16 protein-coding genes and 1 pseudogene are annotated in these 20,722 nt (G+C 71.5%); 9 read left to right on the forward strand and 8 right to left on the reverse strand.

Features of this window, described 5'->3' with window-relative positions:
* Positions 1–83: 83 nt before the first annotated feature.
* Positions 84–1,667, reverse strand: coding sequence for a S8 family serine peptidase (locus ACFWGJ_RS26210; protein ID WP_387328998.1), 1,584 nt, complete (start codon positions 1,665–1,667; stop codon positions 84–86).
* A gap of 254 nt (positions 1,668–1,921) precedes the next feature.
* On the opposite strand from ACFWGJ_RS26210, the gene ACFWGJ_RS26215 reads away from it, so the two are divergent.
* On the forward strand, positions 1,922–3,031 hold the full coding sequence (locus ACFWGJ_RS26215) for a threonine synthase (RefSeq protein WP_387329000.1): 1,110 nt from the start codon (positions 1,922–1,924) through the stop codon (positions 3,029–3,031).
* A 170-nt stretch (positions 3,032–3,201) separates the two neighbouring features.
* On the opposite strand, the gene ACFWGJ_RS26220 is transcribed toward ACFWGJ_RS26215, so the two are convergent.
* The 3 genes from ACFWGJ_RS26220 to ACFWGJ_RS26230 form a co-directional block, all read right to left on the reverse strand.
* Entirely contained in the window at positions 3,202–5,433 is a 2,232-nt protein-coding gene (locus ACFWGJ_RS26220; RefSeq protein ID WP_387329002.1) for a DEAD/DEAH box helicase, read from the reverse strand.
* A gap of 120 nt (positions 5,434–5,553) precedes the next feature.
* Positions 5,554–7,470: a helix-turn-helix domain-containing protein gene (locus tag ACFWGJ_RS26225; protein ID WP_387329005.1), complete on the reverse strand. Its 1,917-nt coding sequence runs from the start codon at positions 7,468–7,470 to the stop codon at positions 5,554–5,556.
* A 443-nt stretch (positions 7,471–7,913) separates the two neighbouring features.
* Positions 7,914–8,528 carry a rhomboid family intramembrane serine protease gene (locus ACFWGJ_RS26230; protein WP_387329007.1) on the reverse strand — a complete coding sequence of 205 codons (615 nt, stop codon included), beginning with the start codon at positions 8,526–8,528 and terminating at the stop codon, positions 7,914–7,916.
* A gap of 260 nt (positions 8,529–8,788) precedes the next feature.
* Here ACFWGJ_RS26230 and ACFWGJ_RS26235 point away from each other — a divergent pair, with 260 nt between their 5' ends.
* Genes ACFWGJ_RS26235 through ACFWGJ_RS26245 form a run of 3 tightly spaced genes read left to right on the forward strand, consistent with a single transcriptional unit; the run spans position 8,789 to position 11,534 of the window.
* On the forward strand, positions 8,789–9,625 hold the full coding sequence (locus ACFWGJ_RS26235) for a CPBP family intramembrane glutamic endopeptidase (protein ID WP_387329010.1): 837 nt from the start codon (positions 8,789–8,791) through the stop codon (positions 9,623–9,625).
* Positions 9,622–10,851: a sensor histidine kinase gene (locus ACFWGJ_RS26240; RefSeq protein WP_387329012.1), complete on the forward strand. Its 1,230-nt coding sequence runs from the start codon at positions 9,622–9,624 to the stop codon at positions 10,849–10,851. The genes ACFWGJ_RS26235 and ACFWGJ_RS26240 overlap by 4 nt, the downstream gene beginning before the upstream one ends.
* Positions 10,848–11,534: a response regulator gene (locus ACFWGJ_RS26245; protein WP_387329015.1), complete on the forward strand. Its 687-nt coding sequence runs from the start codon at positions 10,848–10,850 to the stop codon at positions 11,532–11,534. The genes ACFWGJ_RS26240 and ACFWGJ_RS26245 overlap by 4 nt, the downstream gene beginning before the upstream one ends.
* A gap of 89 nt (positions 11,535–11,623) precedes the next feature.
* Here ACFWGJ_RS26245 and ACFWGJ_RS26250 read toward each other — a convergent pair whose 3' ends face one another.
* Entirely contained in the window at positions 11,624–12,547 is a 924-nt protein-coding gene (locus ACFWGJ_RS26250; RefSeq protein ID WP_387329017.1) for a CPBP family intramembrane glutamic endopeptidase, read from the reverse strand.
* Positions 12,548–12,764: 217 nt separating this feature from the next.
* Positions 12,765–13,853, reverse strand: a complete 1,089-nt coding sequence (gene ychF, locus ACFWGJ_RS26255) for a redox-regulated ATPase YchF (protein WP_387329020.1) — start codon at positions 13,851–13,853, stop codon at positions 12,765–12,767.
* A gap of 182 nt (positions 13,854–14,035) precedes the next feature.
* Here ychF and ACFWGJ_RS26260 point away from each other — a divergent pair, with 182 nt between their 5' ends.
* Entirely contained in the window at positions 14,036–14,593 is a 558-nt protein-coding gene (locus ACFWGJ_RS26260) for a DUF6542 domain-containing protein (protein ID WP_387329023.1), read from the forward strand.
* A 195-nt stretch (positions 14,594–14,788) separates the two neighbouring features.
* Here the strand turns inward: ACFWGJ_RS26260 and ppgK are convergent, their stop codons facing one another.
* On the reverse strand, positions 14,789–15,535 hold the full coding sequence (gene ppgK / locus ACFWGJ_RS26265; RefSeq protein WP_387329025.1) for a polyphosphate--glucose phosphotransferase: 747 nt from the start codon (positions 15,533–15,535) through the stop codon (positions 14,789–14,791).
* A 29-nt stretch (positions 15,536–15,564) separates the two neighbouring features.
* Positions 15,565–16,581, reverse strand: coding sequence for a 4-hydroxy-3-methylbut-2-enyl diphosphate reductase (locus tag ACFWGJ_RS26270; protein WP_210880551.1), 1,017 nt, complete (start codon positions 16,579–16,581; stop codon positions 15,565–15,567).
* A gap of 104 nt (positions 16,582–16,685) precedes the next feature.
* Here ACFWGJ_RS26270 and ACFWGJ_RS26275 point away from each other — a divergent pair, with 104 nt between their 5' ends.
* The 4 genes and pseudogenes from ACFWGJ_RS26275 to ACFWGJ_RS26290 all read left to right on the forward strand — a co-directional run.
* Complete coding sequence (locus tag ACFWGJ_RS26275; protein ID WP_387329029.1) at positions 16,686–18,056, forward strand: APC family permease; 1,371 nt, start codon at positions 16,686–16,688, stop codon at positions 18,054–18,056.
* A gap of 312 nt (positions 18,057–18,368) precedes the next feature.
* Positions 18,369–19,577: an exodeoxyribonuclease VII large subunit gene (gene xseA, locus ACFWGJ_RS26280; RefSeq protein WP_387329033.1), complete on the forward strand. Its 1,209-nt coding sequence runs from the start codon at positions 18,369–18,371 to the stop codon at positions 19,575–19,577.
* A 21-nt stretch (positions 19,578–19,598) separates the two neighbouring features.
* Positions 19,599–19,862 carry an exodeoxyribonuclease VII small subunit gene (locus tag ACFWGJ_RS26285; protein ID WP_387329036.1) on the forward strand — a complete coding sequence of 88 codons (264 nt, stop codon included), beginning with the start codon at positions 19,599–19,601 and terminating at the stop codon, positions 19,860–19,862.
* A 209-nt stretch (positions 19,863–20,071) separates the two neighbouring features.
* Positions 20,072–20,659 (forward strand): annotated as a pseudogene (locus ACFWGJ_RS26290) (malonic semialdehyde reductase); the annotation flags it as partial.
* Between the last annotated feature and the right edge of the window lie 63 nt (positions 20,660–20,722).

Genomic DNA, 20,722 nt, shown 5'->3' on the forward strand with positions numbered 1-20,722 from the left:
GGAGCGGGGGTTCGGGGGCGGAGCCCCCGAGTCAGTGACGGGAAGGGTAGGGGCGGCGGGGGCGAGGAAACCCCTGGCCCAGGTCAGAACTGGAGCCCCCACGCGTTGATATATCCCGTGTCCAGCGACGCGTTGTCGCTCACCCGCAACGTCCACGTCCCATTGGCGACCTCACCCGACGCGTTCACCTTATAAGTGGTGCCGATGTCGTCCGCAGAGCCCCCCACCCCGTAAGCCTTCAGCGTGAACACCGTCCCGTCGGGAGCGACCAACTGGACCTGCAGGTCACCGATGTACGTGTGGACGATGTTCACCGGCACACCGAGCGCCGCGGGCGCATTGCCCGCAACCCCGCTCACGGTGACCGGCGAGTTCACCGTGGAGTTGTCGGCGATCGCATGGTCCGCCGTGTTCTCGAAGTACGGCCCCGTCGGCGGCGGAGTCGTCCCCCCGCCACCGACCCGCAGCAGCCGGTTCGGCGACCCGCTGCCGGGACTCGTGACGACCCCGCTCGTGGCCGCGGCGACCAGCGCGCTCTGCACGGCGGCCGGCGCGGCGGTCGGGTTGTCCGCCAGGTACAGCGCGGCGGCCCCGGCGACATGCGGCGTCGCCATCGACGTACCGGAGATGGTGTTCGTCGCGCTGTCGCCCGTGCCCCAGGCGGAGGTGATGGACGAGCCGGGGGCGAAGAGGTCGAGGACGGAACCGTAGTTGGAGTAGCTCGCCCGGGCGTCGGTGCTGGTGGTGGCGCCGACCGTGATCGCCTCGGTGACCCGGGCGGGCGAGCGGGTCGAGGCGTTGGTGCTCTCGTTGCCCGCCGCGACGGCGTAGGTGACGCCGGAGGCTATGGAGTTGCGTACGGCGGTGTCGATCGCCGTGTCGGCGGTGCCGCCGAGGCTCATGTTGGCGACGGCCGGCTTGACGGCGTGGGACGTCACCCAGTCGATGCCCGCGACGACCTGGGCGGTGGTGCCGGAGCCGGAGTTGTTGAGCACCCGCACGCCGACGATCTTCGCCTTCTTGGCGACGCCGTACGCCGTGCCGCCGACCGTGCCGGCGACGTGCGTGCCGTGGCCGTGGCCGTCCTGGGCGGTGTTGTCGTTGTCGACGGCGTCGTAGCCGTAGGAGGCCCGGCCGCCGAAGTCGGTGTGGCTGATACGGACACCGGTGTCGATGATGTAGGCGGTGACGCCCTCGCCCGCGGTGTCGTCGTAGGTGTAGCTCCGGTCCAGCGGGAGGGCCGCCTGGTCGATGCGGTCCAGGCCCCAGGAGGGCGGACCGGGCTGGGTCGTATCGATCGAGAAGACCCGGTTCTGGACGACGGAGGCGACGGCCGGGTCGGCGGCGAACCGCTTCGCCTCGGCGGCGCTCGCCTCGACGGCGTACCCGTTCAGCGCCTCCTTGTACGTGCGCTCGACGGTGGCGCCGTACTCCTCCGCGAGGGCCCTGCCCTCGGCCGAACCGGCCCGGGCGGCGCCCGCGCGGAGCGTCACGATGTAGCTGTCCGCGATCGCGCCGGGCGCACCGGCGTACTGGACGAGACCTTCGGGGCCCGCGGCCTGGGCCTGGGCCGGAAACGCGAAGACTAGGCCGCCGACGAGAACCGCCGAGCCCATCCCTGTACGGACACCGGCAAGTCTTCGCCGGGCATGACGCAGCACTGCCATCTGAGGGATCCTCCTCGATCGGTGGTGCGCTGGTGGTGCACTCACAAGGTGGTGCGGTCGCACAGGCGCGCCGGAGGCAGGTTCACTCCGGCTCGTTCGGTCTTGCGGCCTTGTGCGGCGCGCCGAAGCGTGTGCTCAGCCAGAAAGATGACGGCTCTCACAGGCAACGCACAAGAGCCCTGCACAAAGGCAACGCAACTGCCATATGCCCGTCATGACAGCCCGTCACCAACGCACGCGTCTAACCTGCGGGAATGACTCCCTTGCCGGATTGCTTCTGCCTGGTGGACGGCACGCGCGTCCCCACGGACTCCCTCGCGTGGTGCTGCCCGGTCTGCCGCGGCCCGCTCGACCTCGACTTCGCACCGACGCCCGCGCCACTCAAGTCCCTGACGGGCAGGGTCAATTCACTGTGGCGGTACACGGAGTGCCTGCCGCTGCCGGCCCCCTCGGTGTCGCTGGGCGAGGGCCGCACCCCGCTGGTCCCGCTGCGGGAGGGCGTCTTGGCCAAACTGGACTTCCTCATGCCGACGCTCTCCTTCAAGGACCGCGGCGCCGTCATGCTCGCCGAGCTGGCCCTGCGGCTGCGGCCCCGGCGGGTCGTCGCGGACAGCAGCGGCAACGCGGGTACGGCCGTCGCCGCGTACTGCGCCCGGGCCCGGCTGCCGTGCACGGTGTACGTCCCCGAGGGCACGTCCGCCAAGAAACTGGAGCAGATCGCGACGCACGGGGCCCGGCTCGAAGTGGTCCCGGGCGACCGTGAGGCGACCGCGTCGGCGGCCCGGCAGGCGGCGGACCAGGAGGGCACGTTCTACGCCTCGCACGTCTTCAACCCGTACTTCCTGCACGGCACGAAGACGTACGTCCACGAGGTGTGGGAGGAGCTCGGCGGCCGGCTCCCCGACGTGCTGGTCGTGCCCGTCGGGAACGGCACGCTCCTGCTCGGCGCGGCACTCGCCGTCGCCGAACTGCACGCGGCGGGCCTGATCGACCGCAGACCCGCGCTGTACGCGGTCCAGTCCGCGGCGGTCGCCCCGCTGGCCCGCGCCTGGCACGACGGCGCGGACGACCTGGTGGGGGTCACCCCGACGGCCCCCACCTTCGCCGAGGGCATCGCGATCCCCCGTCCGCCGAGGGCCCGCCAGATCCTGCGCGCGGTACGCGAGTCGGGCGGCACGTTCCTCACCGTGACGGAGGACCAGATCCGCCACGCCCAGACCGACCTGGCCTCCCAGGGCCTGTACGTGGAATCCACGGGAGCGGCCTGCTGGGCAGCAACAAGGGAAGCCCCCCTGGCCCCCCGCACCACAGTGCTCCCCCTATGCGGAGCAGGCCTGAAATCAGGCCCGGCAACAGCCTCTTAGGGGCACGGGGAACGGCGCAGTCTTTCGTCCTTCAGGGGCGCGGGGAACGGCGCAGTCTTTGAGCTTTCCACCCTCAGGCGCACAGGAAACAGCGCAACCTTCCGCCCCTCAGGGGCGCGGGGAACGGCGCAGTCTTTTGCCTTTCGGGGGCGCGGGGAACTGCGCAATCTTTAACGCCCGCCAGGAACAACACCCCCCGCCAGAGCCAACCGCTCCTGCTCCTCCTCCACAATCCGCCGAGCAATCGCCCCGTCAGAGACATCAACCGCATCAGGCGAAGCCTCAGCCACATCACTACGCCGAGCATACGCATCGAAAAGCCGCGCCTTGCTCTCAAGAATCCGCAACAACCGATCGTCCACACTGTCCGCCACAAGCAGCCGATGCACCTGCACCGACCGCACCTGCCCCATCCGATGCGCCCGGGCGACAGCCTGATGCTCCAGCGTCGGCTTGACCTGCGGCTCGCACAGGATCACCACGGACGCGGCCTGCAGATTCAGCCCGATCCCACCCGCCTCGATCTGACACAGCAGCACGGCGTGCCCCTCCGTATCCGCGAACTCGTCGACGAGCTGCTGCCGCCGCACGGCGGGCACACCCCCCGCCAGCGGCCCCAGCACCACACCCCCGCCACCGTCCCCCAGCGCCTGCTGCACAGCGGCGAGCACATCACGGAAGTACGAGAAGACGACGACCTTCAACCCGTTCGCCGCCGCCTCGGTCACCAGCTCACGCAACCGCTGGAGCTTCGCGGACTTCTCCGGGTGCGCGTACGCGGCCCTGCGCATCGCCATGAAGTTCCCCGCGGCGACCGCGAGCCGGTAGGCGTCCTCGTCGGCCGCGCTGAACTCCTCCCATTCGTCGACCTGCACCAGCGCGGGCAGTTCGGTCAGCACGTCCTGCTGGTTGCGCCGCAGATACGCGGGCGCGACGGACCTGCGGAACGTGTGCGGCCCGGCGACGGCATCGCTGCCCTGGATGCGCGGCACCAGATCGGGCTGGAGGTAGCGCACGAGCGTACGGAACTCCTCCACGCGGTTCTCCATGGGCGTACCCGTGAGGAACAGCACCCGCTCGCACCGCTTGGTCCAGCGAGCGACCGCACGCGAGCGGCGGGCCTCGGGGTTCTTCACGTAGTGGGCCTCGTCGACGACGAGCGCGGCGGGCGCGTCCAGCGGATGCTGTTCGGCCTTCTTCGGGTCGGGCAGGCTGTGCAGCACGTCGAAGGTGGTGACCGCGACCCCACCGCGCTCACGCCACTCCGCGTACGCGTCCAGCCGGTCGGGGCCGTGCACGGGCACCGCGCGCAGGGTGCTGCGGGAGCCGATCTCCCGCGTCCAGTTGATCAGTACGCTCGCCGGGCACACCACCAGGAAGTGCCGGTGCCCGTCGGCGGCGAGGTGCGCGAGCACGGCGATGGCCTGGATCGTCTTGCCGAGCCCCATCTCGTCACCGAGGACCACCCGCCGCTGGGCCAGCGCGAACCGCGCGCCGAAGGACTGGTAGCCGCGCAGCGAGACCCGGCGGTGGGTGTCGTCGAGCCCCTGCGCGTGCACCCGCTCGGCGACCTCCGCCGGCAGAAAGCCCTCGGACGCCTCGACGTCGGGTGCGCTGCCGGCGATCTCGGCGAGCTGGCTGTAGTACTCCGCGGACCGCAGCTCGAAGTCCACCCATGCCCCGGCGTCCGACGAGGACTCCCGCAGCAGATCGGTGGAGGCCTGCGTGAGCAGCATCGGTACGCCCTTGGAGACGGCGTCGGCGACGAGCGTGCGCAGTTCGGTCACGGCCGCGAGCGCGCTCTCCCGCCCGGCCCTGCCGAGGAGCGCCATCCGCAGTCGTCCGCCGGCCGTCCGCGCCGCGAGCAGGAGCCCCGCGAGCTGTCGCTCAAGGCCCTGGGCCGCGTCCACGGCCCGGCGCAGGTCGGGCCCGGCCTCGACGATCCGCCGCAGCGCGATTACCAGGGCGGTGGTCCGCGGCTCCGGGTGGTCCACGTCGATCCGTACGGACACGGTCTCTTCCAGGGCGCGGGCGATCTGCCGGGCGGCGGCGAGCGCCTGGTCGGCGGTCTGCGCGCCGACGCCCGGGATCTGCCGCAGCTCGTAGCGGCTCGCCTCGAACACCGGCCGTACGCTGCCGAATCCGGCGGTCTCCAGGGCGCCGAGCCGCAGCCGTCCCTCGGTGACGTCCTTCAGCCGGGAGACGGGGATGCCCTCCAGCTCCTGGGCGACCAGGTCGGCGAGGAGCGGGGCGAGGGCGGCGCGTACCTGCTCCAGCGCGCGGGCGTGGTCGGCGAGCACGTTCCGGGCGAGACCGTCCAGCCGCTCGCCGCGCGCGACGACCTCCCGCGCCTTGCGTCCCACCGCCACGGGGCCGCCGACAGCCCTCTCGCCCTCCGCCATGACGCCCCTCATACCCCGCCATACCCCGCAGACCCCGATCGAGCGGTCATCCTTGCACGGGGGTACGACAACCGGGCCGGACGCACGCTCCGGACCGTGGTCCACGGTCCGGCACCTGCGTCAGGTCCCGTCGGTGTCCGCCGGGTTCGCCGAGTTCACCGGGTTCACCGGGTTCACCGGGTTCACCGGGTTCACCGGGTTCGTGAGCAGCTGTCCGCACTGTGCCGCGAGTCCGGCCATGCCGTAGGCGCGTGCGCTGCGCAGGGACTCCTGCAGAAGGCTCTGCGCCTGGGCCTCGTTGCCCGCGCCGCCGAGGCCGCGCAGCGCACGGGCCTGGGCCAGCCGGAGCCTCGCCAGTTCCGGCTGCGACGAACGGGCCGGTACGGCGCCCTGCCGGAAGTGGCCGAGTGCGGTCTCCGGTTCCCCCGCGGCCAGCGCCAGCAGCCCGCGGGCCCGCGCGGTCGAGCCGACCAGCACGGTGGGCCAGCCGGCGAGGGCGATCTGCTGTCCTTCGTGCGGCGCCAGCCGCTCGCGCAGTCCCGGCACAAGCTCCCTCAGCCGGTTCTCGTACCCCCCGTGGATGTCCAGGGCAGCACAGGCCTCGGCGAGTACGACGAGGGTGGGCACCGCCCAGCCGGAGGGCGGGAAGTGGCTGAAGTCGACGGTGTCGGCGGCGAAGCCCACCAGCTGGTCCGCCGCCTCGGCGTGCCGGCCCGTCTCGCAGAGGGCGAGTGCGAGGCCGGCCCGCCAGATGGGGAAGTAGGCGTGCCGTTCGACGTCCTCGGCCAGGTCCGAGGTGAACAGCTCCGCCATCCGGCCCTGTTCGCGCAGCAGCCAGAAGGCCTGGCCGAGGCGGGTCTGGCGCAGGGCGTCGGCGGGGACCGCGAGATCGGCGCGCAGTCCTTCGATGTACTGCGACGATCCGCCGAGGATCCACTCGGCCGCCGCGTCGAACCTGCCGTGCCACAGGTCGAGCAGGGCGTCCAGGGTGTGCCGCTGCCAGGTGGCGAGGACGCTGCGGGTGTCGGCGGCGTACTTGCGGTACTGGCTGGCGGTGGCCAGTGCGCTGTAGACCCGGCCGGTGCGCAACTGGTCGATGACGAGGGCCATGAGCGCCTCGCCGTGGAAGTAGGGGGAGTCGATCCTGACCGCCGCGTCGTGCAGTTGCTGGGACAGCGCCAGGGCGTCGGCCGCCGGGGCGAAGTCGTAGCGTGCCCAGCGGCATTCGGTGAGCACTTCGCAGCGCACTTCGTCGTCCCGGACGTCTCTGCCGTCCCTGCCGTCCCTGCCGTCCCGGACGTCTCTGCTGTGACGGTCCCTGCCGTCCCTGCCGTCTCTGCTGTCCGCCGGTAATCGGCTCAATGCGTCCTCGGCGAGTCCGGCCCCCTCCTCGGGGCCCACCCGGCCGGCCGCGGTGTCCTCGCTGACAGCCATGGCCACCTTCTTCGCCAGGTGCGCGGTGAGGCGCAGCCGCAGGCCCACGGCCTCGGCCCCGGCGTCGCCCTGTAACTCGGCCAGGCTGTTCCTGATCAGATGCAGCAGTTCGTGGTCGACCTGCCCGGGGTCCGACCAGCGCCGGGCCATCCGGATCACGGCCTCGGCCTGGGCCCGGGGGTCCCCGGCGGCGCCGTGCAGCGCGGCCCGGTAGAGCCGGTCGGCCTCCCGCATGTCACCGGTGGTGTGGCTCAGGTCGCCGCGTCTGAGCAACCGGTCGAACTCATGGCGCCGCTGGGCGGCGGCTCCCGGCGCGCGGCCTTTGCCGGCCGGTCCGGCCGTCCGTCTCGGCGACCCGGTCCTGGCCGGCCTCGGTAAGGAGTCGAGGCTCGGCGGAGCCAGCGCCGTCAGCATCCCCTTGGCGTCCAGCACCTGGTCACACAGCTGTGCCAGCTCCACGGACGCCCGCCGCTGACCGGTCTCGATCCGGCTCAGGAAGCTGCGGCTGCAGTGCACCTTGTGGGCCAGTTCACTGAGCGACAGTCCTGCTGCGACGCGGCGGCGGCGCAGCTCGGCACCCAAGGCGTTGTCCTCGATCGTCATCCCCCCAACAGTCCGCTGTCCGCCCCGTGTTGCCAGATGAGCGCTGGCAACAGCAGACCACTCCACATCGCCGCGGATATGAACGAACCTGTGCGTGCGGAGCTTATCGGGAGCAAGGGCTTGGTCACCGGCAGACAGGAGCACTGGCCACCGGCGGTACGAACGTGCCCGCACGGTGCCGCCCCGGCCCTGTCGCACGGTGCCGGTGACCCGCACAGGTGCGGCCTGCCCGGACGGGCCGCCCGAGTTCGTCGCCGACGGGCGCTCTTTGGGGGAAGAGGCCCGTCGGCGGCGTCCTGTCCACCCTGGGGCCGAAGCCGGGGCAGGGCGCATACGGTCCGGGGCGCACGGGGGCGCCCCGGACCGGCTTCGTGGACAGGCTCGTCAGCCCCCCTCGGTACGCCTGGCCCGTACGCCCGGCCCGCACACCGGTCAGACGCGTATCAGACGCGTATTCGCGTGTCCCGAGGGCGGCGGAACGCGAAGGCCGCGGCCACTCCGCCCAGCAGCCCGAAGAGATGGCCCTGCCAGCTGACCCCGGTCGCCGTCGGCAGGACGCCCCACAGGATCGAGCCGTACACCGCGCCGACGAGGAGTCCCACGACCACGTCACCGATACGGCGGTCCACGAAGCCCCGTACCAGCAGATAGCCGAAGAGGCCGAACACGACGCCGGACGCGCCCGCGGTCAGGGAGTGGGCGGGTGCGGTGAGCCACACGCCCAGGCCGCTCACGAGGATCGTCACGGTGACGACGGCGAGGAAGCGGCGGGTGCCGGACAGCGCGGTGAGGGAGCCGAGGACGAGCAGCGGCACGCTGTTCGCCGCGAGATGGTCGAAGCCGAAGTGCAGGAAGGCGGCGGGCACGATGTCGCGCAGCTCGCCGAACTCGCGCGGGGTGATGCCGAACGTGTCCAAAGCGTGGCCGCTCACCGCGTCGATGCCTTCTAGCACCCACAGCAGGGCGACCCAGCCGCCGGTCAGCAGGGCCGCGCTCCTGGCCCGCTCACCGCGCGACATCGGAGCGGGAAGGCTCACACCCTGCCGTTCGTACGTCATCGCAGCCCCCTGCCGGTCCCTTTTCGGTCCCTGTGTACCGCTCAACGCGCGAAGGGCTCGGGCCGGTTCCCGTCGCGGGGCGCGAAAAGTCCCGTACGCCGGCCGCGCGGATCCGTCCCCGTCCCTGTCCCCCGTCGTCCCTGTCCCCCGTCCGAGCTACGCGCAGGTGTCCACCGCGCGGTGACGATTCCCGGCCGCCGGATCCATAGCTTTCTGCACAGCCCGCGGCGCTCGGTCGCGGCTCTGGTGCGGGAGTCCTCATGAGGTTCGTCTGGCAGCTCGTGGCCGTCGTCGCGGTCGCTTTCGTCGGTGGTCAGGGCATCACGGCGGCGGAGGGCAGACCGTGGCTCCAACTGCTCGTCGGCGTACCGACGGCCGTGCTCGCGGTGTTCGTCTACCGGTGGGTGGTGGGGCGGACCGAGCGGCGGCCGGTCACCGAACTGGCCCTGGAGGAAGCCCCCTCCGCACTGGGCCGCGGGACCCTGATCGGCGCCGCACTGTTCGGTGCCGTCATCGTGAACCTCTTCACCTCCGGGTACTACGAGGTCGACGGGATCGACTCGCGGTCGGGCGCGATGGGCCTGCTCGGCTTCATGGCCGCCGCCGCGGTGACGGAGGAACTGATGTTCCGTGGCGTCCTGTTCCGTATCGCCGAGGAGCGCATCGGCACGTGGATCGCGCTGGTGCTGACCGGCGCGCTGTTCGGCCTGTCGCACCTGCTCAACCCGAACGCCACTCCGTGGGGCGCCGCCGCCATCGCCGTCGAGGCGGGCGGCATGCTCACCGCCGCGTATGTCGCCACCCGCTCGCTGTGGCTGCCCATCGGCCTGCACTTCGGCTGGAACTACGCCGCGTCCGGTGTCTTCAGTACCGAGGTCTCCGGCAACGACACCCCTCCGGGGCTGCTGGACTCCTCGATGTCGGGCCCGTCGCTGCTCACCGGCGGCGACTTCGGCCCGGAGGGAAGTGTGTACTCGGTGCTGTTCTGCGTGCTGGCGACGATCGCTTTCATGTGGCTGGCCCACCGGCGCGGCCATGTGCTGCCGCGCCGCTCACGTGCCCAGCGCGCCGGCGCCACCGCTACACTCCCCCGATGATCGGGATGGTCAGTCTCCGGCGGGCCCGTGACCGGTGGCCCGCCCTGGTCCGGCGGCGGATCCCGCCGTGGTGGCGCCGATCCGACGTCACCGTCCGGGACCTTCCGCTCGGGCTGCTGCTGCTCGCCGTCTCGTTCCTGCCGGACGCCCACGGGACGGAGGTCGGCGGCCTGCCGGACCGTCCCCTCGACGCCCTGGCCCTCCTGCTGATCGCCCTCCAGAGCCTCCCGCTCGCCGTGCGCCGCCGCTGGCCGGCCGTCTGTCTCGCCCTGGTGTCGGCGGGGTTCGCCGTCGACCAGCTCCGCGGCTACCACTCGTTCGCGGGCACCGCCCTGCCGATCGCGCTGCTGAGCGTGGGAGCCCACCTGGAACGGCGTCGGCGTACGGCCGCGCTCGTGTTCTCCGCGGCGTACGTGCCGGTGGCGGTCGCGTTCGCCCGGCTCGATCCGGGTGAGCCACCGAGCGAACTCGTCACGTTCTATCTGGCGATGGTCCTGGCGTGGGGCCTCGGGGCGTGGCTGCGCTCGACCCGGGTCGCGGACGCCGAGCACCGGCTCCGGATCGCCGAGGACACCCGGAACGCCGAACGCACCCGTATCGCCAGGGAGTTGCACGACGTCGTGACCCATCATGTGACGGCGATGGTCGTGCAGGCGGAGGCGGCGCGCTATCTCACCGCCTCGCCCGACCGCCTCGACCAGTCGCTGACCGCCGTCACCGACACCGGCCGGCGGGCCATCGCCGATCTGCGGCACCTGCTCGACCTGCTCAATCCCGACCACGGCACGGGGCACGGCACCGACCGGGGCACCGGTGAGGCGACCGAGCCGCGGACACCGTCCGGCGGCAGGCTGCTCACGCTCGTGGAGCAGACGCGGCTGGCCGGGCAGCCGGTGGAGTTCACCGAGGAGGGCACCCCGGCGGAGCCGACCGGCAGCGCCGAACTCGTGGCGTACCGGGTCGTGCAGGAGGCCCTGACCAACGCCCTCAAATACGCTCACGGCAGCCGCACCTCGGTCCGGGTACGGCACGCCGAAAGGGAGATCACCGTGGAGGTCGGTACGGACGGTTCCGGCTCGGGGGCCGGTTCCCCGGGCGGGAGCGGGCGGGGCCTGGCCGGCCTGCGCGAGCGGGTCGACCTGCTGGGCGGCGACTTCAGCGCGGGCCCGCGGACGGGAGGCGGCTTCGCCGTACGCGCGCGCATACCCGCGGGGAGCCCTTCGTGAGCACACCCGTGACGGCACCCGCGACGGCCCCGATCCGGGTCCTGGTCTGCGACGACCAGGTACTGGTCCGCACCGGCCTGGTGACGATCATCGACGCCCAGCCCGACCTGGAGGTGGCGGGCGAGTGCGGGGACGGGCGGGCCGCGGTCGACCTCGCCGCCCAGGTGCGCCCGGACGTCGTGGTGATGGACGTACGCATGCCGGTGCTCGACGGCATCGAGGCCACCCGCCTGCTGGCCGGCGCCGGGGTGCCGCATCCCGTCAAGGTGCTCGTGGTGACCACGTTCAATCTGGACGAGTACGTGTACGAGGCGCTGCGCGCGGGGGCGAGCGGTTTCCTGCTCAAGGATGCTCCCCCCGCCCAGCTCCTGCACGGCATCAGGACCGTGGGCGCGGGCGCGGCCCTGCTGGACCCCGAGGTGACCCGCCGGCTGGTGGGCCGTTACGCCGCCCGCATCCGCCCCGCCGACAGCACCGCCCCGCAGGACATCCCGCTGACACCGCGCGAGCTGGAGGTCCTGCGCCTCATCGCGAACGGCCTCTCCAACAGCGAGATCGCCGCGACCCTCGTGATCAGCCCGGAGACGGTCAAGACCTTCGTCTCCCGCATCCTGGCGAAGCTCAATCTGCGCGACCGCGTGCAGGCGGTGGTGTACGCGTACCGCCAGGGTCTGGTCACCTGACGCTGACCCGCGCACGCAGGAGCGCCTGCGGATCTCCGCAGGCGCTCTTCGCTCGGCGGGGACCGGTCGTGCCGGCCCTCCTGTCCTGGTCAGGACGCGGCGGTCGTCCCCGCGGACCGGAGCTGCTGCCGGGTGTAGAGGCGTCCCCGGCGCTTGGCGATCCGCAGGAACACGACCGTGGGGACCGTGCAGACGAGGATGGCGAAGATGCTGGCCTCCGGGCCGAAGCCGCCGCCGGTGATCGCCTCGGGGCCGGACAGCACGCCGTGCAGCAGGCCGGTGGGCTGGTCGTCGTTGCCGGAGACCGTGACGCCGAAGATGCCGCTCAGGGCGAAGTTCCAGCCGAAGTGCAGGCCGATCGGCAGCCACAGGGAGCGGGTGGCGGCGTAGACGGCGCCGAGCATCAGACCGGCCTCGATGGCGATGGCCAGCGCGCCCCACACGGTGGCACCGGAGTTGACCAGGTGCAGACCTCCGAACAGCACGCCCGAGATCACCATCGCGCCCCGGGTACCGGTGAGTTCCTCGACGAGGCGGAAGATGATGCCGCGGAACAGGACTTCCTCGACCACGGAGACCCCGGCCATCATCCCGAGGACGGTCAGGGCACCGCCGACGGACACCCCGCCCTCGGTGCCGTATCCGCCGAACAGGGCGATCAGGGCGATCGTCGCGGCGAGGAGTCCGAGCCCGGCGGCGGTACCGACGCGCAGACCGGACCCGGCGTCGGTGGTGTCCAGTTCGGTCACGGGGCGCTGTTCGAGGATCCGTACCGCCGCCGCGTAGACCGTCAGCGCGATCAGCACGGACACGGCGCCGAACAGCAGCGACAGCACCGGGTTGTCGCCCGCCACGCTCCTCAGCCCCGCGGCGAGCCCCGTCACCAGGACGAACAGCACCACCATCACCGCCAGCCGCACCCCGGCCGGCCACACCCGGCGCGTGGGCTCGACGTGCGACTGCCCGTACTGGTCCTTGACCCACCGCACGGCCCGCGTGTTCCAGAGCGACATCAGATCTTCCCCTCCTCGACCGGCGGCCCGGCCGCCCCTGCATCGAGAGGAACGCTATGAGGAGGGGGCACTCCGGAACGTCCCGCCGGGGTGGGCATTGCTTGTCGCTCGCGTGGGGGACAAGGGGGCGGGGGCAGGGGGCCGACCGTCGGCCGGGGCACAGCAGACCGCCCCCTGACCCACGCGGACGCGGGGCAGGGGGCGGTTCTGGGCGGAACTAGACGTTGAAGCGGAACTCCACCACGTCGCCGTCCTGCATCACGTAGTCCTTGCCCTCCATGCGGGCCTTGCCCTTGGCGCGGGACTCCGCCACCGAGCCCGTTTCCACGAGGTCCTCGAAGGAGATGACCTCCGCCTTGATGAAGCCCTTCTGGAAGTCGGTGTGGATGACTCCGGCGGCCTCGGGGGCGGTGGCGCCCTTCTTGATGGTCCAGGCGCGCGATTCCTTGGGGCCGGCCGTGAGGTAGGTCTGCAGGCCGAGGGTGTTGAAGCCGACGTGCGCGAGCCTGGCGAGGCCCGGCTCCTCGACGCCGACCGACTGGAGGAGTTCCATGGCCTCCTCGTCGTCGAGTTCCGCGAGGTCCGACTCCAGCTTGGCGTTGAGGAAGATCGCCTCGGCGGGGGCGACCAGGGCGCTCTGCTCGGCCTTGAACGCGTCGTCGGTCAGTTCGTCCTCGTCGACGTTGAAGACGTACAGGAACGGCTTGACCGTGAGCAGGTGCAGGTCGTGGAGCTGGGCCTCCTGGTCGGAGCCCTGGGTGATGCCCGCTGCGAACAGCGTCTGCCCCGCGTCCAGGATCTCCTTCGCCGCCTCGATCGCGGTCACCTTCGCCACGACGTCCTTCTTGATCCGCGACTCCCGCTGGAGGCGCGGCAGGACCTTCTCGATGGTCTGCAGGTCCGCGAGGATCAGCTCGGTGTTGATCGTCTCGATGTCGTCCTTGGGCGAGACCTTGCCGTCGACGTGCACGACGTTCTCGTCCTTGAAGGCGCGGATGACCTGGCAGATCGCGTCGGACTCGCGGATGTTCGCGAGGAACTTGTTGCCCAGGCCCTCGCCCTCGCTCGCGCCGCGCACGATGCCCGCGATGTCGACGAAGTCCACGGTGGCGGGCAGGATCTTCTGCGAACCGAAGATCTCCGCCAGCTTGGTCAGCCGGGCGTCGGGGACACCGACCACGCCCACGTTCGGCTCGATCGTGGCGAACGGGTAGTTGGCCGCCAGCACGTCGTTCTTGGTCAGGGCGTTGAAAAGGGTCGACTTGCCGACATTCGGCAGACCGACGATTCCGATCGTGAGCGACACGTTGCGACTTCCCGTACGTGAGGGTGTGGGGCGAGGACTGGGCCAGGAGGATGCTCGGGCCGATCCACCAGTCTACGGCGTGCCGCGCCTCGCACCGGCGACGTATCGAACGCTTGGCCAAGGTCGGCCAAAGCGCGTGTCTAGGGGGTCATTCCGCACATAACCCGACCTAAGTTGGACCAGTGGAGCAACACAGGACGCGTCCTCCCCAGTCACAGCCGTCGCGAGGCGGCTCGCCCCTTCCCCCGCAGGCCGGGCGGGGCGGTGCCCGGACGGCCCGGCAGGCCGGGGCCGGTGTCCCGCGTACCGCGACGTCCGTCTCACCGCTGGTGCAGGCGGTACGCCGGTTTCCCAACCCCCGGCTCACCGGACTGGGCAGCGGGCTGTTCTGCACCGCGTCGATGTTCGCGCTGGCCTGTCTGATCCAGCTGCTGTTCGGGGCGTCGATCGTCGTCTACGGAGTGCTGTTCCTGCCGGTCTGCGTGCTGACCGCGGTGTGGGTGCGGCGCGCGGACCTCGTCACGGCGGTCGTCGCCGTGCCGATCGCCTTCGCCGTCGGCCTCCTGCCCGTCGCGGACAGCGAGGGCGGCTTCGGCGGCCGGGTGATGGGCCTCGTCACCGCCCTCGCGATGCACGCGGGGTGGTTGTACGGGGGGACTCTGCTGGCCGGGGTCATCGTGACCGTGCGCAAGGCTCGGATGATGACGCGGAAGGCCGCGCAGCGGCGGCGGGCGGGCTGATCGCCCTTCAGGGCGATCCGACCGGTCGGCTGCCGATCAGCCCGCCCGGCGGGGCGATCGGGCTGCCCGGCTGGGCGGAGGTTGTGGATCTGCGGGCCGGTGGGGGCTGGTCGCGCAGTTCCCCGCGCCCCTTACGGGGCGGGGGTGGTCCCGCGGATTCCCGCGCCCCCGGACGGGGTGGGTGCGGTCCGTCCGTCAGTCCGTTTGGGCCGCTCTCATTGCCGCGCCCACGATTCCCGCGTTGTTCTGCAGTTGTGCCGGCACGATCTCCGCCTTGATGCCCTCGATCAGCGGCAGGAACTTCTGCGCCTTGCGGCTCACTCCGCCGCCGATGATGAACAGCTCGGGCGAGAAGAGCATCTCCACGTGGGCGAGGTACTTCTGGACGCGGTGCGCCCAGTGCTCCCAGGAGAGGTCGTGGTCCTCCTTGGCCTTCGTGGAGGCGTGCTTCTCGGCGTCGTGGCCGTTCAGCTCCAGGTGGCCCAGTTCCGTGTTCGGAACGAGGGTGCCGTCCATGAAGAGGGCGCTGCCGATCCCCGTACCGAAGGTGAGGAGGAAGACCGTGCCCTTGCGGCCCTTGCCCGCGCCGAACTGCATCTCGGCGACGCCCGCCGCGTCCGCGTCGTTCAGGACGGTCACCGGCAGCCCGCCCAGCCGGTCGCCGAGCAGGGCGCGCGCGTCCGTGTCGATCCAGGCCTTGTCGACGTTGGCCGCCGTGCGGATGGTGGAGCCACCGGTGACCACACCGGGGAAGGTGATACCGACGGGACCCGTCCAGCCGAAGTGGCCGACGACCTCCTTCACACCGTCCGCCACCGCGTCGGGTGTCGCCGGATGCGGCGTGAGCACCTTGTAGCGCTCCTCCGCCAGGTCGCCCTTGTCCAGGTCCACGGGAGCGCCCTTGATCCCTGAACCGCCGATGTCCACGCCGAAGATCTGCATGGCTCTACGTTACGTCGTGGGACGGACAGTCACTCGGCCGAGGGGGTGGTTCCGGTGCGCTGCGCCACCAGGGCCGCCGCCTCCGCGCGCAGGTCGCGGCGCAACTCCTTGGGCAGCGAGAACGTGATCGACTCCTCGGCCGCCTTCACGAGTTCGACGTCCTCGTAACCGTGGGTGGTGAGGTACTCCAGGACCTGCTCGACGAGGATCTCCGGCACCGAGGCCCCGGAGGTGACGCCGACCGTGGAGACGCCCTCGAACCAGCTGTCGTCGATCTCGTCGGCGAAGTCCACGAGGTACGCCTCCTTGGCGCCCGCGAGCTTGGCGACCTCGACGAGCCGTACGGAGTTGGACGAGTTGCGCGAGCCGACGACGATGACGAGGTCGGCCTGCTCGCCCATCTGCTTCACCGCGAGCTGGCGGTTCTGCGTGGCGTAGCAGATGTCGTCGCTCGGCGGGGAGATGAGCTGCGGGAACTTCTCCTTGAGGGCGTCGACCGTCTCCATGGTCTCGTCGACCGACAGCGTGGTCTGGGAGAGCCACACGACCCGGGAGGGGTCGCGGACCTCGACCTTCGCCACGTCGCCGGGGCCGTCGACCAGGGTGATGTGGTCGGGCGCCTCTCCGGAGGTGCCGATGACCTCCTCGTGGCCCTCGTGGCCGATGAGGAGGATGTCGTAGTCGTCGTCCGCGAACCGGACGGCTTCCTTGTGGACCTTGGTGACCAGCGGGCACGTCGCGTCGATGGTGGCGAGCTTCCCGGCCGCGGCCTCGTCGTGGACGACCGGGGCGACGCCGTGCGCCGAGAACATGACGATGGACCCCTCGGGGACCTCCGCCGTCCGCTCGACGAAGATCGCGCCCTTCTTCTCCAGGGTCTGCACGACGTACTTGTTGTGGACGATCTCGTGACGGACATAGATCGGGGCCCCGTACTGCTCCAGGGCTTTCTCGACGGCGATCACGGCACGGTCGACGCCCGCGCAGTAGCCACGGGGGGCGGCGAGCAGGACACGGCGGCCAGTCGAAGCAGTCATGCATCCCATCGTAAGGGTGCGCCCGACAGGTCGGAGATCACGTCCGAGGCGAGACTGGTCGGGGGCGGGGAGCCGGGAGGGGGCGCGGGCGGCACGACTCTCGGGAGACATGGATGTCCCACACGGATTCAGCGGCCCGCACGGGCGACGGCGAACAGGGCCTGCGGCGCAGCCTCGGCTTCCGCGACCTGGTCGTGTACGGGCTGCTGTTCATCGCGCCCATGGCGCCGGTCGGTGTCTACGGGACCCTCGACGCCAGGTCGCACGGGGCGGTCGCGCTGGTCTACGTGATCGCCACGGTCGCGATGGCGTTCACCGCGTTCAGCTACGCGCAGATGGTGCGGGTCGTCCCCCAGGCGGGTTCCGTGTTCGCCTACGCGCGCGTGGGGCTCGGAAAGGAGGCCGGGTTCATCGCCGGGTGGATGGCGATGCTGGACTACCTCCTCATCCCGGCGGTGGCGTACCTCTTCTCCGGGATCGCGATGAACTCCCTGGTCCCGGGCGTCTCCCGCTGGGTGTGGACGGCGCTCGCGGTCGTCGTGACGACCCTGCTGAACCTGTGGGGCGTACGGGCCGCCGCGCGCGTCGGTTTCCTGGTGCTCGCGATGGAGATCGTGGTCCTCCTCGTCTTCTTCGTGTCGGCGGTCGTCGTCCTCGCGCGCGACGGGGCGCAGCGGGGGTGGCTGTCGCCGTTCTCCGGGGACGGCTCGCAGGGGGCGTTCGCGCTGTCCGCGGTCCTCGGGGCGGTGTCGATCGCGGTGCTGTCGTACCTCGGCTTCGACGCGATCGTCTCCTTCGCGGAGGAGGTCACCGGCAGTTCGGAGAAGGTGGCCCGGGCCGTGCTGTTCTGTCTCGCGCTGGCCGGGGTGCTGTTCATCGCGCAGACGTACCTCGTCGCCCTGCTGGAGCCGATGTCGTCGGCGCGGCTCGCCGACGATCCGGTGAAACAGGGATCCGCCTTCTACGACGCCGTGGACGCCTCCGTCGGCAGGTGGCTGCACGATCTGGTGGCCGTCAGCAAGGCGATCGGGGCGGCGTTCGCGGCGCTGGCCGGGCAGGCGGCGGCAGGGCGGCTGCTGTTCGCGATGTCCCGGGAGCGGCGGCTGCCGCGGGCGCTGTCGAGGACGGACTCCGGGGTGCCGCGGGTCGCGCTGCTCTGCGCGGCCGTCATCACGCTGGTGGCCGCGGTGTGGGCGGCGCGGCGTTCCGACGGGATGGACCATCTGGTGTCGGTGGTGGATGTGGGCGCGTTGACGGCGTTCACGTTGCTGCACGCCAGCGTGGTGGGGTGGTTCGCCGTGCGGCGGCGGGGGGTGGGTGGGGTGGTGTTGTGGGGGCGGCATGTGGTGGTGCCCGTGGTGGGGGCGGGGATCACTGTGCTGGTGATCTTTGAGGCGTCCGGGGCGGCGCAGGTGGTGGGGGCGGTGTGGCTGTTGGTGGGGGTTGGGGTGCTGGTCGCCCAGCGGGTGTCTGCGTCCGGCTGAGCCGGGCTTTTTCTCCGCCCCCGCCGCCCCTACCCGTCCCGTCCCTGGGGCTGCGCCCCTTGCCCCCGTGTGCGACTGCGGGCCGGTGGGGGCGGATCGCGCCGTTCCCCGCGCCCCTCAAAAACCGCGTTCGTCCGCAGGACCGTGGGGGTTGGTCGCGCCGTTCCCCGCGCCCCTCGGGGAGGGGCTGCGCCCCGTCCCGCCCAGGGGCGCGGGGAACTGCGCAGTCTTTTGTCTTTGGGGACCACCCTCGCCGGGGCGCACCCCGTCACGACCTCCGAGTGTGTCAGTGGGTGCCGCTACGCTCGGCGTATGGCTCTCAATACGTCCGCCGACGCCCCCATCCCCGTCAGCGAGGTGTCGCGGCTCATCGGGGGATGGATCGACCGGCTGGGCGCGGTGTGGGTCGAGGGGCAGATCACCCAGCTGTCGCGCCGCCCGGGCGCCGGCGTCGTCTTCCTGACGCTGCGCGACCCCTCGCACGACATCTCCGTGGGCGTGACCTGCTACCGGCAGGTGTTCGACGCCGTCGCCGACGTGGTGAGCGAGGGCGCCCGCGTCGTCGTCCACGCGAAGCCCGAGTGGTACGCGCCGCGCGGGCAGCTGTCGCTGAGGGCCGTCGAGATCAAACCGGTCGGCGTCGGCGAACTGCTCGCCCGGCTGGAGCAGTTGAAGAAGTCCCTGGCCGCCGAAGGGCTGTTCGCCGCCGAGCGCAAGAAGCCGTTGCCGTTCCTGCCCCAGCTCGTCGGGCTGGTCACCGGCCGCGCCTCCGCCGCCGAGCGGGACGTCCTGGAGAACGCGCGCCACCGCTGGCCGGCCGTCCGCTTCGAGGTGCGCAACGTCGCCGTGCAGGGCGTCCACGCGGTTCCGCAGGTCGTCCAGGCGGTGAAGGACCTGGACGCGCTCGACGACGTCGACGTCATCGTCGTGGCGCGCGGCGGCGGCAGCGTGGAGGACCTGCTCCCGTTCTCGGACGAGCAGCTCGTCCGGGCGGTCGCGGCCTGCCGTACGCCGGTCGTGTCGGCCATCGGCCACGAGCCCGACAACCCGCTCCTCGACCACGTGGCCGACCTGCGCGCCTCCACCCCGACCGACGCCGCGAAGAAGGTCGTACCGGACGTGGGCGAGGAGTACGAGCGCGTCCAGTTCCTGCGGGACCGTGCCCGCCGGTGCGTCGGGTCCTTCATCGAGCGTGAGGAGCGGGGGCTCGCGCACGCGCTGGCCCGCCCCTCGATAGAGGATCCGCACCGGATGGTGGACGAGCGCGCCGACCACGTCGCCGCGCTCCTGGACCGGGGCCGCCGTACGCTCGGCCATCTCCTGGACCGGGCCGACTCGGAGCTGACCCACACCCACGCGCGCGTGGTGGCCCTCTCCCCCGCCGCGACCCTGAAGCGGGGGTACGCGGTCCTGCAGAAGTCCGACGGCCACGCCGTCCGCTCCCCGGACGAGGTGACGGCGGACGAGGGCCTGCGGGCGCGGGTCGCCGAGGGCGAGTTCACGGTACGAGTCGATGTCTGAGGCAGACCCTAGGGTGGACGCATGACCAGCAGGACCGGCACGGCCGGCACGACGGACGAGGCGCTCGGGTACGAGCAGGCGCGCGACGAACTCATCGAGGTCGTACGACGTCTGGAGACGGGCGGTACGACGCTGGAGGAGTCGCTCGCCCTGTGGGAGCGCGGTGAGGAGCTGGCCAAGGTGTGCCGGCGGTGGCTGGACGGCGCCCGCGCCCGCCTCGACGCGGCGCTGGCGGAGGAAGAGGGCGCGGAGGAGAAGGACGGGTCGGCGGCCGGCAACGGCTGACTCCGGGGGCCTCAGCGGAGACGTCCGAGCAGGCGGGGCGGCGTGAGAGCGTCGCCCTTTCCTTGGACCAGATAATTGGTCTGGCCATGCATATGTGAAGCGGATCACCCTGGTCCACTTTTGGTTGAAACTTAAACCTACTCGGCGTACCGTGACACGTGTCAGCCGATCCCCCGGATCCGACGCACGCTCCGAGAAGGTTTCGCTTCATGTCTCTCGTTCTTGACCCCGCCGCCCAGGACCTGCTGTTCCGCGAGGCCCGTACCGCCAACGCCTTCACCGACGAGCCGGTGACCGACGAGCAGGTGCAGGCGATCTACGACCTGGTCAAGTACGGTCCGACCGCCTTCAACCAGTCGCCGCTGCGTATCACCCTGGTCCGCTCCGCCGAGGCCCGCGAGCGCCTCGTGCAGCACATGGCCGAGGGCAACCAGCCGAAGACCGCCTCCGCCCCCCTCGTCGCGATCCTCTCCGCGGACAACGAGTTCCACGAGGAGCTGCCGGCCCTTCTCCCGCACTTCCCGCAGGCCAAGGACCTCTTCTTCGCCGAGCGCCCGGCCCGTGAGGGTGCCGCCGCGCTCAACGCCGCGCTGCAGGCCGCGTACTTCATCATCGGTGTCCGCGCCGCCGGCCTGGCGGCCGGTCCGATGACGGGCTTCGACTTCGCGGGCGTCCAGAAGGAGTTCCTCGACGGCGACCACACCCCGCTGATGGTGGTCAACATCGGCCGGCCCGCCGAGAACGCCTGGTTCCCGCGCTCCCCGCGCCTTGAGGCCGACCAGGTCATCACGACGGTCTGGCGCTCAGCGAGTGGGTCATCAAGAACGCCCACCAGAAACTGGCCCTGGCCGGTACGCGCC

It is taken from the genome of Streptomyces sp. NPDC060205, from assembly GCF_042728395.1.
GTDB lineage: Bacteria > Actinomycetota > Actinomycetes > Streptomycetales > Streptomycetaceae > Streptomyces.